General features: G+C 43.4%; 11 protein-coding genes and 1 riboswitch. Of the genes, 3 read left to right on the forward strand and 8 right to left on the reverse strand.

The window, feature by feature from the left end:
- Positions 1-9 precede the first annotated feature (9 nt).
- Both M2408_RS15930 and M2408_RS15935 read left to right on the forward strand, forming a co-directional pair.
- Positions 10-381: a BlaI/MecI/CopY family transcriptional regulator gene (locus tag M2408_RS15930; RefSeq protein ID WP_120259032.1), complete on the forward strand. Its 372-nt coding sequence runs from the start codon at positions 10-12 to the stop codon at positions 379-381.
- Complete coding sequence (locus M2408_RS15935; protein WP_259183300.1) at positions 374-1843, forward strand: N-acetylmuramoyl-L-alanine amidase; 1470 nt, start codon at positions 374-376, stop codon at positions 1841-1843. Before M2408_RS15930 ends, M2408_RS15935 begins: the two co-directional genes overlap by 8 nt.
- Positions 1844-1903: 60 nt before the next feature.
- On the opposite strand, the gene M2408_RS15940 is transcribed toward M2408_RS15935, so the two are convergent.
- A complete protein-coding gene (locus M2408_RS15940) occupies positions 1904-2668 on the reverse strand; it encodes a DUF3050 domain-containing protein (RefSeq protein WP_120259034.1) in 765 nt (254 codons plus the stop codon).
- A gap of 210 nt (positions 2669-2878) precedes the next feature.
- A riboswitch (SAM-I-IV-variant riboswitch) is annotated at positions 2879-2972 on the forward strand.
- A gap of 67 nt (positions 2973-3039) precedes the next feature.
- Here M2408_RS15940 and M2408_RS15945 point away from each other — a divergent pair.
- Entirely contained in the window at positions 3040-3306 is a 267-nt protein-coding gene (locus tag M2408_RS15945; RefSeq protein WP_120259035.1) for a 5-oxoprolinase, read from the forward strand.
- A 160-nt stretch (positions 3307-3466) separates the two neighbouring features.
- On the opposite strand, the gene M2408_RS15950 is transcribed toward M2408_RS15945, so the two are convergent.
- The 7 genes from M2408_RS15950 to M2408_RS15980 all read right to left on the reverse strand — a co-directional run bounded on the left by M2408_RS15950 (position 3467) and on the right by M2408_RS15980 (position 17070).
- Positions 3467-5818: a glycoside hydrolase family 95 protein gene (locus M2408_RS15950; protein WP_259183301.1), complete on the reverse strand. Its 2352-nt coding sequence runs from the start codon at positions 5816-5818 to the stop codon at positions 3467-3469.
- A gap of 6 nt (positions 5819-5824) precedes the next feature.
- Positions 5825-7810 (reverse strand): sialate O-acetylesterase, encoded by a 1986-nt coding sequence (locus M2408_RS15955; protein ID WP_259183302.1) that lies wholly within the window; start codon positions 7808-7810, stop codon positions 5825-5827.
- A 97-nt stretch (positions 7811-7907) separates the two neighbouring features.
- The gene (locus M2408_RS15960; protein ID WP_259183303.1) at positions 7908-10106 is read right to left on the reverse strand and encodes an alpha-galactosidase; all 2199 of its coding nucleotides are present in this window, start codon (positions 10104-10106) and stop codon (positions 7908-7910) included.
- A gap of 12 nt (positions 10107-10118) precedes the next feature.
- Complete coding sequence (locus M2408_RS15965) at positions 10119-12359, reverse strand: glycoside hydrolase family 95 protein (protein ID WP_259183304.1); 2241 nt, start codon at positions 12357-12359, stop codon at positions 10119-10121.
- Positions 12360-12380: 21 nt separating this feature from the next.
- The gene (locus M2408_RS15970) at positions 12381-13976 is read right to left on the reverse strand and encodes a solute:sodium symporter family transporter (protein ID WP_259183305.1); all 1596 of its coding nucleotides are present in this window, start codon (positions 13974-13976) and stop codon (positions 12381-12383) included.
- A gap of 19 nt (positions 13977-13995) precedes the next feature.
- On the reverse strand, positions 13996-15036 hold the full coding sequence (locus tag M2408_RS15975; protein WP_120259040.1) for a GntR family transcriptional regulator: 1041 nt from the start codon (positions 15034-15036) through the stop codon (positions 13996-13998).
- A gap of 9 nt (positions 15037-15045) precedes the next feature.
- Positions 15046-17070, reverse strand: coding sequence for an alpha-galactosidase (locus tag M2408_RS15980; RefSeq protein WP_259183306.1), 2025 nt, complete (start codon positions 17068-17070; stop codon positions 15046-15048).
- Between the last annotated feature and the right edge of the window lies 1 nt (position 17071).

Here is a 17071-nt window from a genome sequence, read left to right on the forward strand (position 1 = left end):
TTTATAACTATGGAAGAATTAACAAAAAAAGAAGAAGAAGTTATGCATGCTGTATGGAAATTAAAGCAGGCTTTTGTCAAAGATATTATTGAATATATGGATCCGACACAAACAACGCCTTATAATACCATATCATCCATTGTACGGATTTTAGAGAAAAAAGGGTATGTGGGTTTCAATTCCTATGGAAAGACTTACCAATATTATCCGCTGATCTCCAAGATGCAATACCGAAAGTTTTTCTTTTCGCGTGTCATGAACAAGTATTTTGATGATTCTGTCGAAAATCTGGTATCATTCATTGTCAAGGAACAAAAAATCAGCGAAACAGACATCGAGAAAATCAAGGAAATTATCAATAAAAGTAAAGAAGATGAATAACCTATTTTCCTATAGCATAGAGGCCAATATCAGTTTACTTATTTTAGTCTCGCTCTTTGTCCTGGCTTTTCGGCAGCTTTCATTTTTTCGTTGGAACCGGCTTTTGCTTATTGCGTTGGTGAGCTTTTGTACGCTGGTTCCTCTTCTTAAATTTAAGACTGATTATGTCAAATTAATCGATTCCAAAACAAATTCAAATCAGGAAATACAGTCGCCAGAGCAGCTGGGTTATTCCAATGCCCCTTTTTTGATCGAACCCGAAGAACAGCTCAATCTATGGGACCGAATAGAGTTAAAAAAAATACTCGCTTATGCTTACTTATTGATCGCCATTTTCTTTCTGATACGATTAGTTTATCGCAGCTTAAAGCTCGTATGCTGTTTAAAGAAGATGGATTTTCAGGAGCATCAGGGAATTAAAGTAATCCCGCCGTTTAATCGCTTCAATAATTGTTCGATCTTTCATTATATCGTTATGGATAAAAGCGCACTTGAAAGTCCCGAAGGCAAGCTCATCTTTGCTCACGAGGCACAGCATATTTTAAAAGGACATGCCTGGGATAAATTATACATCGAGCTGATGTGCTGCATCTTCTGGATAAACCCCGCCATTTATTGGGTTCGGAAAGAACTGTATCGCCTACATGAGTTTCAGGTCGATATAGCGGTAGCTAAATGCTATGGAAAGACTGATTATGCGAGCTTCCTGCTGAATATGACACAACAAAATCAACAATTAGATTATATGCAAAGTAGAATTTTAAAAAACCAAAATGAACTGGTAGAACGCATCGACAGGTTGATGCGAAATCTATCACCACGCACGAAAGGTTATCAGTATCTGCTGTTTGTTCCTTGTATATTCGTGTTAATTGTCTCTTTTTCTTTTATTGATCCTCCGAAAGAAAAGATCTCCACTACTAGCGCTGTTAAAAATAGCGCAAAGACCATTGTTCTGGATCCGGGACATGGTGGCAAAGATAGTGGTGCCACCAACAGCAAGGGCCTCAAAGAGAAAGATCTCACTTTACAGGCTTGTAAGATGATTCAAAATGAACTTGAAAAAGAAGGTTTTCAGGTTGTATTGACCCATTCGAAAGACGAATTTATGATGCTTAAAGACCGTACGGCCTTTACTGGTGACGCATTAATTTCTATTCATTTTGACATTGATCCTTCAAACGCCAAGCAGCCAATCGGCCTACGGTATCCAAAAGCTGTTGAACTACCCAAGATACAGGATCAAAGCCGAGAACTTGCGTTCCGTCTCACACAAAATTTAAAAAATCAAGGATTAAGCACGCAGAAACCGGTTGAAAGCCATAATCATGCGATCTTACGGGGAGCAAAAATACCAGCGCTCATTGTTAGCTTAGGGAATATGAATACCTTTTCCAACACATTGGATCCACAATTTATCAGCGCTTTTACCCAAGCCCTAAAAACGTCTCTGTCGGAATAGTTTTCCGTAAAATTATCAGATCAATTCTTTTTACAAAGAAGCCAAACAATAGAAGATTCCCTATAGGGAATCTTCTATTGCGTTCCAGAGTTCAATGCGCTTTTGAAGCGCCTCTTTACTGACTATTTTCATTTCTTCCCACTTCTCATCATCCTCTTTGGCCAGGTCGCTGATCATCTGCATTGCCAAAGGGCCATGCTCATCACCGTCCAGATCAATATGACGTTGGAAATAGTAGATAAAATTATCTAAGCTCGATTCAGGAAAGTTGGTTTTCAGCTCCTGCAAAATGGAGGTAAACATACCCGGGATAAGATCCTCACGACCAAATGTAAAGGCAGCAGCAATTTTATGTACCTCCCCTTCTTCGATCAGTTCAAAAGTAAAATTCAGAAAATCTTTGATCCTTTTGTCCAGTGTCGTCAATGCGATGGCATCAAAAATACTTTTGGATTTCTTGGCGTTCACGATAAACTTGTTAACCAGGTGCAGGTCTGCCCCCATTTCACTCATTGCGTCCAGATACATTTCAAAATGGCTCAAACGGCGACCATCAATATATTCGTCGGATTCTTCCGCTAATACAATTTCGTTAATCAGATAGCGTGTCGAAGGATGCTCACTTGCAAACCAAGGCAAAGTTGTACAGGTCAATTTAATCTGCAAAGCTTTTAATAAAGACATAAAATCCCATACAGCGTACACATGCCCTTCGGTAAAAGAACGTAGATTCTTGATCGTTTTGATTTTAGGATACAAGGAGTGTTGCAATAATACCTCGCGTTCGGCAGCAATGTATTCATTAATTTCCGCAATTCTATTCATGCCGCAAAAGTATTGTCTTATCTCTGTTTTTTAAAGTATTTTCGACGAGATTACAGTAACATGATAAATTATCGGGCAAGCTATCCACTTCATAACCAAACCACAGCCAAAAACCCAAACTCACTTTTGCCGGCCTTAGTCTTCTTATCCACACCCAATTACCAAAAAAACAAAAATATTTTTAATATTAAAAAATAATCTACTATATTTGTAGAGTATTCAGAATTGCATGATGCAATACCAACCGAGTGTAGACACCGCGGTGGTAAATTAATACGGGTTTCGACCAAAATAAACGTTATACAACGGTTATTTTTCCCAACAAGATCTGGATACAGTTTATGGTTTAATCCTTTAAATTTTTAAATTGTATGGCTACAACAACAAATCTTTACCAACACTTACTGGAAAAATTCAGCTACTATTCCACAGACGAACTAATACAGCTCAATAACGATACAATCTTGGGACAGGGTTGGGGCTCGGCCAAAGCGACCTTTCGGACAGCGCTGCTCAGTACTTTCTCCAAAAGAGGACTGGACCTATCCAACATCATTTCCAAGGAAGACGGTTTTACCTCAGTGAAGCATGTCCCTGTACGTTTGGAACACAATGTATTGATTCCATTGCAATCTTAAGACAGCAGTCATAGCACTTTCAGCGTAGAAGCACCGACTACCGTCTTGTCTTTTCTGTTTTTCATATTTACATGTAATTGTGTATAACACATGTGTATGCAATGAGATTTTTAAGACAAAAGGATCCCCGGCCTGCAAAAATTGCAGGCTAGGGATCCTTTTATTTTTCTTTTGTATGATAGGCAACCCAGTTATGATCTATACATACCTGAAGTTGTTGTGATTTGGATGAATAAATCTGGTAATTCAGTATTTTACCATCTTTCCATTCCATGTCTATGGTATGATTTCCTTTGATGCGCATTCCCCTGACCTGACCTTCTTTTTTCCAGGCTTCAGGGATTGCTGGCAGGAGATACACACTGTCCTTATGCGACTGCACCAGCATCTCAGCGATCCCGGCTGCTCCACCAAAATTACCATCAATCTGGAAAGGTGGCCCAGCAGTTAACAAATTGGCGTAAACACCGCCCCCAGCGCCATAATTGATATGTGTATCGACACGTGGGGTCATCAGCTGCCGAAATAATTTATAGGCACGCTTGCCTTCATGCAATCTGGTCCAAAACAGTAGTTTATGGGCTATGGCCCAGCTCGGCCCATCATCTCCCCGTACATTCAGACTCTTTTTAGCGGCTAGCTGCCAGTCTGGATGTTCGTCATAACGGATCAGATAGCCTGGATACAAACCATACAAATGCGAGATATGCCGATGCTGCGGATCAACTTCTTCATAATCTTCGATCCATTCCATGATACGGCCATCTTTGGCTAGCTGCACTGCCGGTGCTAAGCGTTTCAATTGCGCTGAAACCTTCGTTAAAAAAGGATCCGATTGTTTGCCTAATAATGCTGCCGCATGGATGACATTTTCAAATAATTCGCGTACGATCTGATTATCTATCGTTGGTCCCATCGTGACGTTTGCCTGGTGGCCATTAGGAAGCTTAAAGGAATTTTCGGGAGATACCGATGGCGAAGTCAACAGCCAACCTTTACCGGGGTATTCAGTCAAGGCGCTGGCGTAAAATTGTGCCGCGCCATAGAGTATTGGGTATATCCGTCGCAGATAGTCCATATCTTCGCTATAAAGGTAATGTTCCCACAGATTATTGCACAGCCAGCCCGAGCCTGCATTGGCAATGCCCCAAGAAGCGGATTCCCCCGGTTCGGTATAGCCCCACACGTTGGTGATCACATGAGCCACCCAGCCCGGAGCGTTATAGTACGCTTTCGCGGTCTTTGCTCCCGGGGCCATAAGGCCTTCCACAAGACTCACCAACGGTTCATTGAGTTCGCCCAAATTGGCCGCTCCCAGGTGCCAATGGTTCATTTGCACATTGATATCCAGGTGATAATCCCCATTCCAGGGTGTCTGAATCTGATTTGCCCATAGCCCTTGTAAATTCGGCGGCAGCAGACCTAAACGCGTACTGCTAATACTAAGGTAGCGACCATACTGATAAAATAAGGCTGCCAGCCCCGGATCCTGATCCGGTTCTTTACCGAAAGCCAGCAAACGTTGGTCGGTCGGTAAATTATCTTTCGAGCGGCCAAGACTGAGCGACAAACGGTTGAACTTTGTTGAATAGTTTTGTAGATGTTCGGCATATTGCTTGGCATAGGATTTTTTTAAAGCCTTTGTTAAAGTTTCGGTTGTTGTACGCTCAAAATCCTTGCCTTTAAAATCGGTATCTGTCGCCACATAAATCAGTACTTCGTCAGCCTGTTGGATAACAATAGATTGCCCTTGTACAAGCTGTTTTCCACCTTTAACTTGCGCCCGGACACGTGTTTTAAACTGGATACCTTTACCGTCCACACCATTATCCAATTGTCCCATCAAAATGAGCTCGCCATCTTTGGTCGTAGCAGTCGCCCTTTCGGGACGGTCGATCTTGATTGCTAGGTTTATCTGCCCTTTTTTGCTACTCTGTAGACGAATAATACCCACATCATCTGCAAAGCTTGTCCAATATTCCCGGTTATATTTTACGCCTTTGAGCTCATAGCTCGTTTTTACCAGGGCCTTTTCAATATCCAGCTCGCGGCGATAGTTTTGTACCGCAGCAATATCTGTTTTTCCATCAAATGCAAGCGTCAAATTGCCAAGAACTTGATAACAGCCCCATTGCTTACCACCCGATCCCGGGCCTTTGCAGATAAAATGTTGGTCAATCAATCCCTGAGCGAGGTTATTTTTCCCGTTTTTGATCAGGTTTCGAATGCTATCCAAGTACCTACTGGCTTCATAATTATTGGCATCCTGAGGGCTTCCCGACCATAGTGTAATATCGTTGAGTACAACATGTTCATTTATTAAGCCACCGTCGGGCATCATACCGATCTTTCCGTTACCTAGGGGCAAGGTCTCCTCCCATTGTTTTGCCGGCTGTTGATACCAGAGTTTGCTCCCCTGCTCCTGCCCAAATAACTTGCCCGAAAAAAAGAACAGCAGCATAGCACAAAGTATCCTATCTATTCCACGACCTATTTTTGGATATCTATTCATATCACCTTAGTTTTTTGTCCAGTCATCTGTCCGAAAAGGAGATCCGGCGATCCCAGCATCATTATACAAAGTCAGGTCCGGGTTATCGGCCCAGCCGTAACGCACTGCCACCGGCGACAGCACTTCTTTGGCAGATACGATCAGCTTATTTCCCACCTGTTTGACCTCAGCGGGGTAAAAGACCTGATCTGCGCCAGCAATGGTAAAACTACCTTTCAGTTTATCCGCATCTTTCAGCACCAGTTTTTTGCCCATGGGGTTAAAGCTGAGCTGCATCTCTGTTCCCTTTGTGATCCAATGTTCGAGGACAGGCCCCGAATAAGGGATCTTCTTTCCATAAAGCTGCGCTGTTGCAATCCAGCCTAGCCTTCTACCGACATCCTGTTTATTTTTTGGATGAATATCCACTGCATCACCGATATCTGCAATAACAGCCATACCTGTGTAATGCAGTTTGAGCGTTTGGCGCTGCGCCTCTCGTAATCTCGCCCAGGAAGAAGATTGCGGTGCCGACTTCTTCTCCTTATAATTTGCCAATTGCACAAAATAAAAAGGCATCTTTTCGTTGTTCCACTGTTGGCGCCAGTCCTGAATCAGCGCTGGCAACAGTTGCTCGTAAGGTGCATCTTTTGAATCTGCATTACTTTCTCCCTGATACCAAATAGCTCCTTTTATTTTAAGATCCACAAAAGGTTTAACCATAGCATTGTAGAGTACAGTCGGTCTATTGGGACCCTCCATCGCGTTAGGCTTTGCGGGCAGCTTAGTCAGATCATAACCTACTTTGCATTTCCAGTCTCCAACGAGAGAAATCTGCTCCCCATTCGGTCCTTCCAGTCGTGGCTGTTCTGTACCGCCATATATTCCTCCGTCTCCAGCGCCATCAAATACCCGAACGGCAATATGCAACAGGCCGCCATTGTTTGCCGCTGCAGGCACAGTATATTTCCGAATCTGGTTGTAACCAACAGTTTCGCCCACCTTTGTGCCATTGACATAGGTGATATCATTATCGTCTATCGCTCCCAAAATCAACTTGAGGGGTTTACCCTGCCAATGTGCCGGCAGCGCAACGTCTTTGCCAAAATAAACGACACCGTCCATACCCGGAAACAGGTTTTGGTCAAAAAAGCTGGGAATTGTAATCGTAGACCAGGTACTTTTATCCAATTGTGGCGCAAACCACTCGCCCTGCGTTGCTGTCTTCACCTGATCCTGCTGTTCGGCGACGCGATTCCATTCTGCCAAATCCTTCGCATAGACTTCCTGTGCATCTGGGCGTTGGATTTTTTCGATGGCCGCCGTATAGATTGAAAACGGTGTAAGTGCCTCTCGGCTCATCCAGGTTTCAATAATTGTTCCGCCCCAGGAAGAATGGATCAAACCAATGGGGATTCCTGTTTTCTCGTAGATCTCACGTGCAAAAAAATAGGCCGTCGCCGAAAACTCTGGAATACTTTGTGGCGTTACAGGATTCCATCCACCAGACTCCACCTTAACTGCTGTACTAGGTTGATTGGCCGTTGCTTTTGGAATCTGCAAAATGCGAATATTGGGGAAGTTGGCTGCTTTGATTTCCTGCTCGAAGTTATTGATCTTACCCCAACCCGCCAGGGGCATTTCCATATTTGATTGCCCCGAACAGAACCAGACTTCACCGATCAAAATATTATTTAGGATCAATTGATCCCCATCATTGATTGTAATTTGGTAGGGTCCACCGTATTTCGGTGTCTCCAAGAAGACTTCCCATCTCCCCTGTTGATCGACCTCTACCTGATAGTTTTTGTTATTCCAGCTGCTGTTTACGCTAAGTTCCTTGCCTACTGCGGTACTGGTTCCCCAGATCTTGACCTTTTCTTTCTGCTGGAGTACCATATTATCGCCAATAAAGGCAGGCAGCTGTACTTTAGCCTGTAGGGTAGAAAATCCACTGGCAACGCTGAGTAGCAGGGCCAGAAGAGTCCTTTTATACTGTTTAGGTTTTATCATGATTTTTGAGTTTATTGCTCAATTGGGTTTATAAATTTGGCGCATCCGAAGTCCAGACTGTTGGAATCGGAGCTTCGGATGTGCCACAGTTATTTTTTTAAAGTGCCGAGATCTTCAGCAAAACGCTCGTACGGTTGCTATTCAGATCAGGATTCACACCGACTTTCATCAGGTAATCGCCCGAATAGGTTTGTCCCTGGCCTAAGCTCGACTTGGCTCCCGGATACAAGTTGATCTCCTCCACCCGGTATTGTTTTTGGGCATCTAGTCCTTTTAAACGCACTGGATCCGTTGATCCTATGCCATAGCGGTTATTGACCAGATAGTTGAAGATGACAGCTTCTGTTTTTTGGTTATTCACATAACTCAGGGTGGCAAAGTCACCTTCACGCGGATCGGCCAAACGATACTGATCCCCATGCCAGATTGTTGCTTTAAGCGCGTCGTAATTCTTTACCGCCTGCTGGGAGAATAACAGATCCTGCTCATTCAGGTGGCTCACCACAATATCAAAACCCAGTTTGCCCATCATGGCTACATCCGTACGGAATTTGAGTGGCTGTTTTCCCCAGTCTGTTACATGGTTTGAGGTGCTGATTGCCGGGAAAAAGTAAGAATATTCGTACTGCATAAAAATACGTTCCAGGGGATCTGTATTATCCGAAGGCCAGAATTCGGTAAAGTACCGAAGCGCTGCATAGTCCACGCGGCCACCGCCACCCGAACATAACATCATCGGCACCTTTGGATACTTCGCACGAATACGTTCCAACACCTTATAAAGGCCTTCGACATACGAAATATAAAAGGCGCCCTGATCTTTCAGAAATGCGGAATGCGCATTGTATATCACCGCATTACAATCCCATTTAATGTATGCCAATGCCGGATTTTTGGTAAACAGATCGTCCAAGATATGAAAAACAAAATCCTGCACCTTGGGATTTGTCAGATCCAGGATTAGCTGATTGCGAAAGTAATGTTCTTCACGCTGCGGCTGTTTAACGACCCAATCCGGATGTTGCTCGTAGAGTTCGGATTTGGGGCTGACCATTTCGGGTTCTACCCAGATACCAAATTTAACACCTTGTTTAGTCGCTTCTTCCACAAGCGTCGCAATACCATTGGGCAATTTTGTGCGGTTAGGTTGCCAATCTCCCAAGCTCGAGTGATCACTATTACGCGGATATTTATTTCCAAACCAGCCATCATCCAATAAAAAAAGGTCTACTCCTAGTTTCTTGGTATCCTGAAGCAGTCCTTTCAATTTTTGCTCATTAAAATCAAAGTAGGTCGCCTCCCAATTATTAAGTAAAGTCAGGCGTTCGCCATTTCCATCCAACAACTGATATTTACGAGCCCAGTTGTGCAAGTTCCGGGAAGCCTCTCCTTTTCCCTTCGTCGATAAGGTATAAATCAATTTGGGCGTTGTAAACTCTTGGTTGCTGGCCAGTTTCACATTGGAAGCATAATTATTTATTCCGGCGATAATACGTAAGTTATTGAGGTAGTCGACTTCAAAATCCACCTTAAAATTTCCGCTATACCCAAGGCTTGCCATCAGGACGGTTCCTTCATCTTCGGATGCCGCCTTGCCCAATGACACCATAAAGGAAGGTGGCTGGAATAAGTTTGCGCGTGTTCCGAGTTTACTGTCCAACACTTTGATGCCATGCGTCAATGGGGTCTCCTCCACCTGCATTTCTTTTGCCCAGTCGCCATGATACTGCCGCAACCAATACGCTTTTGAGCGCAGGGTCAGGTTGGCAGAAGCAAACTTTTCGAGGGTAACAACTTTTTTTTCTTTATTCTGGATAGTTGCCCACTGCTCAATGATATTTTCATTCGAAAATGATTTGTAGTGTAACACGACGTAAATATCATATACTGGATCTTTCAGCGTGATATCAAGCTGTTTAACATTGGCATCCAGGTCTTTCACTGCATGCTTTTCATAGCGCAAGTCCAGGGAGCGATTACCATCGGCATGGACAACACTAATGGCAGGTTCCAGTAGATTTTTTGAACCTGAAGGGGTATAAGCCGCATTGGATAGGCCACTATAGTCTGTCAATTGTCTATAACCGCTTGCAATGGTCGCATACTCTTTTGAATCACTCAATTTTTCACCGTAATAAAGCATTTTCAGTGTTTTCGTGGAATCGTACTCCAATACAAGCGCATTTGATCTAGTTTCAATGGGAATCTGTTTGGACTGCGCCTGCACATCCAGATGGACAAGCCCTTGAGTCATCAAAAGCCCGAGTACAACATGTTTAAAATGATGGGTTGGCATATATAAATAGATTTAGGATTTGTTAACGAACTTGACTATTTTGTTTGCTTTCAGTTGAATCTTGTAAAGGTATTTGCCATTGACTTGCTCTTGCAATGCAAGACCTTCTAATCTGGAAGGAATTAATACCTGAATTGTTTGATCCTTCGACGAAGAAAGGACGAGCTGCGTAATACTTCTGTTATTCCATTCCATCTTATCTAGCTGTACATTGCCCCGGGCTTTGAGTCCTTTGACTGTCCCGGCAGACCAACGATCGGGCAAGGCAGGAAGTAATTCCAGAACATCAGTTTGCGATTGTAGCAACATTTCACTCAGGGCAGCCACATAACCGAGGTTGCCATCAATCTGAAAGGGTGGATGCGCACAGAGCAAGTTGGCATACACTCCGCCTCCATTGTTATAATCGATGCCCTCTCCGCCGACGAGGTTAATGAAATTCGTTAAAATCTTATAGGCATGATTTCCATCCTGTAATCTCGCCCAGAAGGCAACCTTCCAGGCCATGGACCAACCGGTAGATTCGTCGCCACGTGCGGTCAGGGTGACTCGTGCAGCCTTGGCAAGTTCCGGTGTTTTCAAAACCGAGAATTGATTGCCGGGATATAGGCCAAACAAATGCGATACATGGCGATGTTTGTCCTGTGGATCATCACGATCGGTTTCCCATTCCTGCAACTGCCCCCATTGACCAATCTTGGGTTTGAGCAATGCATCGCGAAGTGCCGTAATATGTTTACGATAGTCAGCGTCAATATTTAAAACTGTGCTTGCCTGGATGTAGTTGTTAAAGAGATCGTAAATAATCTGATGGTCATAGCTCACGGCATCCTCCGTGGGGCCATGTTCTGGCGACCAACCCTGTGGTGCCACCACAGTTCCGTCCGGTCTTCGTACCAGACGATCATCCCAAAATTCACTTACTTCTTTTAAAATTGGATATGCAAACTCGCGTAGATACTTCCCATCCTTATTAAAGGCATAATGTTCCCACAGGGCCTGCGCATACCAAGCACTTCCAGGGGTGTTCCAAAGAAAACTCTCGCCACCGAAGATATTATTTTCGGTCTTTACGGTCCAGCCCCGTACGCCCGGAAATTCCTTTTGTGTATTTACTTTCTTTACCTCGCGCATGCTATTGATATAATCGAGGTAAGGCCAGGCCGATTCACTCAGATTGGCCACTTCAGCAGGCCAATAGTTCATCTGCACATTGATATTGGAATGGTAGTCCGAGCGCCATGGTGGATTGTTGCTGTTGTTCCAGAGCCCCTGTAAATTTGCTGGCAGGCCACCTTTTCGGGAGGAGCTGATTAAAAGATAGCGTCCATACTGGTACAGCAAGGCTTCTAGCGCCGGGATCGGCTGTTTTTTATAGGCTTCCAACAACATTTTTGTTGTCTGTTTGCCATCCAACTGACTATGGTCAAGATCGAGATCCACCCGGTTGAACAGTGCCGTATAATCTGCGACGTGCCTTGCCAATAGTTTATCTACGCCATATTTTCTCGCTTGGTTCAGATAACGTTCATTGGCGTGTACTGGATTTTCAGCCGACTTCCATTTTGCTGCCCGCGTATTGGCATAATCTGTTGCCGCACTCAGCAGCAGAACGATTCTATCAGCAGATTTTACCGTAAGGACAGCCTGTCCTTTTTCATCTTTTGTTTCGGAAAGTGAACCACCGACCACCTGTACCTTCACCTGGGCAGCATACCGCATGCCATTGTCGAGCGTTCCCTGAAACCGCAAATGGCCATCTTCTACTTGTACGGTCTGTCCATGTGTATCCTGAAGTGCAATTACGGCATTCAGTTTCCCTTTTCTACTGTTTGTATAGTCAAATACCATGACCTGATCCGGCAGACTGGCAAAATACCGTCGATTGATCTGCTGTCCATCCTGCTGATAGGCGGTTTCATGCAGCCCCTTATCCAAATTCAATTTCCGGCTATAAGCTGTAAAAGACTTGTTAACATCGGAATCAAAGCGAACAAAAAGATCACCGAAAGCCTGATAAGCGCCCGTTTCCTGTTCATCACCGGTCCATAGGCTATTTTCATTAAATTGAATATGTTCTTGATTTACTCCAGCAAAGATCATGGCGCCAATTCGTCCATTTCCGATGGGGTAAGCTTCGGTCATCCAGTCCGTTGCGGGCTTATTATCCCAGAGGTAATAGCGTTGTGCATAGGTTGTGGCTGAGCAAAGGGTCAAGCATGTAAAGATGAGGCATTTAATTTTTCTGTGCATTAACATAGCGACTTATACAATTTATTGAGCGATGCCCAATGGTGAAAAAACAAAATAGATGACAATCATCAATAGAATGAGAAAGGTGCCGACCCCGTACCTCCCCTTCCAATAACTACCTTTGTCCTGACCTGAAAACTCAAATTGATAGACCGATAGGTAGTTTGGCTGGCTCAATTTACTTCCACTCCAGATGACCAGCGCAACAGCGATAAATAGTAATGCGAATAGGTGCAGATAGTGTAGTTCTGTCTTCCATACAAACACCAGCAGAAAATAACTAAACATGTACAGGAACAAACCAATTTGTGCCATCCTTGGTGTCACACGGCGGGAGAGAATCCCCAAGATCATAATGGTGAAGATCGGCATATTGAACAGCCCCGATACCGTTTGTAAGTACGTATAAAAACCATCGTGAGCAAAGAGAATAAAAGGTGCAATAAACATGGCAGAGATAGAGATGATCAATTCAAACAGTTTCCCTTTTCTGACCAGTTCTTTTTCATTAAGGTCTCTTTTCTTATATTCCAAATAAGGCTTGTAGATATTAAAAATAAATAAGCTACCACAGCTCTGAAGGCCGGCGGTATAGGTAGTCATTGCAGCACCAAAGACCAATGCCAAGGAAAAGCCAATCAGCACATCCGGAAAGATCAGTACAATAAGTTTTGGAAAAACGGAAGCTGTAGGCTGCACATGCGGCAATAAGTGTACCGCCAGGAGACCAGGTAAATTGATCAATAGTGGCATTAGGAGTTTTCCACCGGCAGCCAAAGTCATTCCCTTCTGTGCTTCTTTTAAATTTTTAGCGCTTAATGCCTGTTGCGCAATATAAGGTTCCATTCCCCAGTAATAGAAATTGATCAGCAACATCCCTGTAAACAAGGTGGAGAAAGGCACTGCGTCCTGTTTTGATCCCACGGCATTGAGGTGATCTCTTTTATCGTGAAACAGTTGCAATACACCAGTCCAAATATCACCATTACCCAGGTGCCAAAACGCGAAAATCGGAATGAGCACAGCAAGTATAAACAAACAGAGCCCGAGTCCCATGTCGGACAAAGAAATCAGCTTCAATCCCCCCAATATGCTGTATAAACTGCCAATGATACCCAATGCCCAGACCAATAGCCAGATACTCTGCCAATAACTGATATGCAACAGTCCTGGCACATCAAACATTGTGGTCAGACTAAGCGCGCCACCGTATAATACCGGCGGCAATAAGTTAACAATATACCCGATCAAGATCAGAATAGAGACCAATATTTTGGTTTTGGAGTCAAACCGTAATGCCAAAAAGTCCGGTACTGTACGAAAGCCATGTTTGAAATAAATGGGCAGCAAAAATTCCGAAACCAAGAGCATGGCGACCACAGAGCTTACCCCCCAACCGATCACCGAAAGATTATTGATATAGACCGATTCATTTTCACCTATAAACTGATTGGCGCTCAGGTTGGTCAATAGCAAAGCCGAACCGACCATCCAAAAACTGTTGCTCTTTCCGGCAAGAAAGAAACCGTTTAATGTATTGGAATAATTGGTCTTAAACTTCCATAAGGATCCCAAAGCAACCAGACCAGTAAAAAGACAAAAACTAAAAACTATCATCGTAAAAACCTTTCCTATTTTATACGGAGTTGCGGTCTACCAATGTTGTTGGTACAACTTCCCTGATCAATGTTCTTTCCAGCACAAACCTGGCCGCCTCCGATCCGATCCGAGCAAAACTTGTCGAAAAGGTGGTAATACCGCCACTAATAATCTCTTTGATGACATCATCATTATGAGAAAGAATACCCAGATCCTGCCCCAAAGTCCAATCTTTTTGCAAAACTTCTTTCAGCATTTGGTACAGCTCTGGATTATGAATGGTAAAATAGAGTTTTCCTTTTTTTAGGTCGCCTACATGATATTGCTTTTCGATCCGCCCTTTTACTTTATACTCTTTTAGAAAGCGTAAGAAAGCATCTTTGATTTCATTGGGTTCGGCTGTATTTTCCCGAAAATAGAAGATCACTTCTTTATATTTTTTGATCTTTGGGTAAAGTTCTTGAAATACAGCATAGGTTGCCTCCTCAAATTCCTGTGACACATAGGAATAGTCTTCGCCAAGGTCCACCAAGCGATCAATAATCAACAATTTGGAAGCCGGGATGGAACGTAGCAGCAATTCAGATTCTTTATTTTCAATTGGAGCAACAATATATACGGTATATCGTCCCTGGATACGATTGAAAATATCTTCAAAAGTCTCCATGTTGTTGTGATGGAAAAAGAGATCCACTGTTACCTCCTCCGGAAGATTGGCCCGCAATTCATTCACCAATGTATCTTGAAAGGTATCGTACGCATATAACAGTACCGCAACTTTTTGTTTCATCTGCGTATTGTTGCTCACCACAAAATATCCCTTTCTGTTTTTTGATTCCACGACACCATGGGCAATCAGATCCCGATAAGCTTTGGCAAATGTTTCGCGTGCATAGCCTAGGTATTGGATCAAGTTATTGACAGAAGGTAAGCTGGAATGTACCTCCAGCTCATTAGCGTCAATTGCGTCCAATACCCCTTGTACAATACATTCATGTTTTGACAGAGTATTCAATGCTTCCAAGCGTTTGATCCGATCGATCAATACTTTAAAATGTTCTTCTTTGCTTATCTTCATACGTTGTGATTAAAGCAGGGCAATTTTAAATAATTTTGCTCCTGCTTGCTCAAAGGCAATGGATTTTTCAGCGCTAAGCTCTTGATTTGTTTTATCAAACAAGTCCACCGCCTTATATTTTTTGTTTGGCGTTAGGCCAATCTGTTTAAAATCTATGTTTATTGCTGCCGGGGTGGTATTGTAATTAAATACCGCCACATACAGATCTGTTCCTATCTTTTTGTAATAATAGGTATTTGCAGCTTTTCCTTCTACAAATCCTGCCGGACGGAAGCTCTTACCATCAGCTATAATCTTTAAAATTTCGGGATCCTGCAGATATTGATTCATCTTAGGTTGCCAGTTTTCCTTTTTCGATAAGTCATCGCCAAGGATAATGGTACCCGTTACAACGCCTGAAAGCAATCTTGCTTTATTGACTTCAGGACTTTCATCGTGAAAGACCAGGTGGTCTGCATCAATAAAATCATAGAGATGGGTCTGCCACCAACCGTAGCTGACACTGTTTAAGGTATACTGTGTTTGGTCGATCGTCTTCCAGGCATCGCAGGCAATTCTGCGCATATGTGCAAATTGTGCTGTCGCCAAGGAAGGAGAAATCGCTGCATAGATCAACATCTTACCCTGCAAAACATCGACCAAATGCTTCATTCCTACAGCGTATGCCTGCATACCCGTCTGAATTCTATTATCATAGAAACCCGTGGATTCGATTGCGGCATGAGAAAGAAAGTCGATCTTGATCATTCTAAACCCACAGTCGACCAATTTTCCCAAGATCACATCCATGCGGGCCTGTGTACCAGGATGTGTTGGATCCAAGGCCCGCCCCCCGTCTAAATTATGGTAGCCTTTTTGTGTTTTGGTCCAAAGCTGGCCAAAGGTAAATTGGCTTCCCTCTGCCTTGCGATCCGGTCCACTTCCATGGCCCCAGTCTGTAAAAGGAGCCCAATAAACACCGGGTTTAAGACCCAAAGAATCACAATAGCGAACAAACTGCTTCAATTGTGTATAGTCGCCCGACATTCCTCCTGGTGTCATATTATCCCAAAAGGAGTCCAGATCAATAAAAGCTTCGCCACCTGTATTACGGAAATAAGGTATATCCTTCGCAAAATATTCGGCTGTGGCCGTGGCATTCTGAAAATTGATTTTATCTTGTATCACACCCCAGCTATTCCAACCCACAGGGGTCGCACCTTGCCATTTTTGCAAATAGGGAGGTGACAACTTACGGTGGATTTTAGCATAGTTTTCCAATCCCATACGCCAGTCATTTACATAAGACACCGCATATTTCGGCGAACGGATCACATTGCCGCTCACAAAACCATGGCCCATTGAATCCCGTGTAATAGCCACATCGGTAAATCCCGCTTTAGCAGCAATCAAGTTATACTGTCCATTGTCGCCTTTGATATCAATCCCCGATTTCCAGACTGATTGATCTAACGAACCGATCAATACGCCATGCGTACGCTCTCTGTCGTAGACCACAGCAACTTCCGCACTCACTTTATTGTTTGAAGAAATCGCCTTATTTTCATAGGAGATAAAGGTATCATTGTCAAAGGGAACAGCGACCTGATAAAGTGATTTCCCAAGCGATGATATGGTCGCATTGGACCATATCGGAACCAATTCATTACTTGACAGGTTTTTTCCTTTGACTTCCAATTCAAGGATAACCATATCACTGTTGTCATAGAAATAAAAATGCTGTAACAACGTTATTCCAGTAGTAGTCTTGGAAGAAACCGTATAACGTGTACCCTTTCCCAAATTATCCTGAATTACCGTCTCAGTCACTTTACGGCCATCCTTCAGTTTGTCTGTACTAATTTTTTGTCCATTGGCAAGTGTTAGATAAGCACTGGCATCTTTTAAATAAGTGACTTGATCTTTGCTTAGCGAATATGTTCCGGTCTGCTTGTTGTAAGCCAAGGTTATCCCCCCTTTTTTTACCTGAAAGGACTGGGCCGTTAACATTACCGTACTGAGCATAAAACATAGCGCGAAAATAGCTGTCTTCATT

The sequence above is a fragment of the Sphingobacterium sp. BIGb0165 genome (assembly GCF_024810095.1).
GTDB lineage: Bacteria > Bacteroidota > Bacteroidia > Sphingobacteriales > Sphingobacteriaceae > Sphingobacterium > Sphingobacterium detergens.

Coding starts and splice junctions, on each gene's coding strand:
- M2408_RS15955 (WP_259183302.1), bottom strand. CDS start 7,810: ATGATAAAACCTAAACAGTATAAAAGGACTCTTCTGGCCCTGCTACTC.
- M2408_RS15945 (WP_120259035.1), top strand. CDS start 3,040: ATGGCTACAACAACAAATCTTTACCAACACTTACTGGAAAAATTCAGC.
- M2408_RS15960 (WP_259183303.1), bottom strand. CDS start 10,106: ATGCCAACCCATCATTTTAAACATGTTGTACTCGGGCTTTTGATGACT.
- M2408_RS15965 (WP_259183304.1), bottom strand. CDS start 12,359: ATGCACAGAAAAATTAAATGCCTCATCTTTACATGCTTGACCCTTTGC.
- M2408_RS15980 (WP_259183306.1), bottom strand. CDS start 17,070: ATGAAGACAGCTATTTTCGCGCTATGTTTTATGCTCAGTACGGTAATG.
- M2408_RS15940 (WP_120259034.1), bottom strand. CDS start 2,668: ATGAATAGAATTGCGGAAATTAATGAATACATTGCTGCCGAACGCGAG.
- M2408_RS15935 (WP_259183300.1), top strand. CDS start 374: ATGAATAACCTATTTTCCTATAGCATAGAGGCCAATATCAGTTTACTT.
- M2408_RS15950 (WP_259183301.1), bottom strand. CDS start 5,818: ATGAATAGATATCCAAAAATAGGTCGTGGAATAGATAGGATACTTTGT.
- M2408_RS15975 (WP_120259040.1), bottom strand. CDS start 15,036: ATGAAGATAAGCAAAGAAGAACATTTTAAAGTATTGATCGATCGGATC.
- M2408_RS15930 (WP_120259032.1), top strand. CDS start 10: ATGGAAGAATTAACAAAAAAAGAAGAAGAAGTTATGCATGCTGTATGG.
- M2408_RS15970 (WP_259183305.1), bottom strand. CDS start 13,976: ATGATAGTTTTTAGTTTTTGTCTTTTTACTGGTCTGGTTGCTTTGGGA.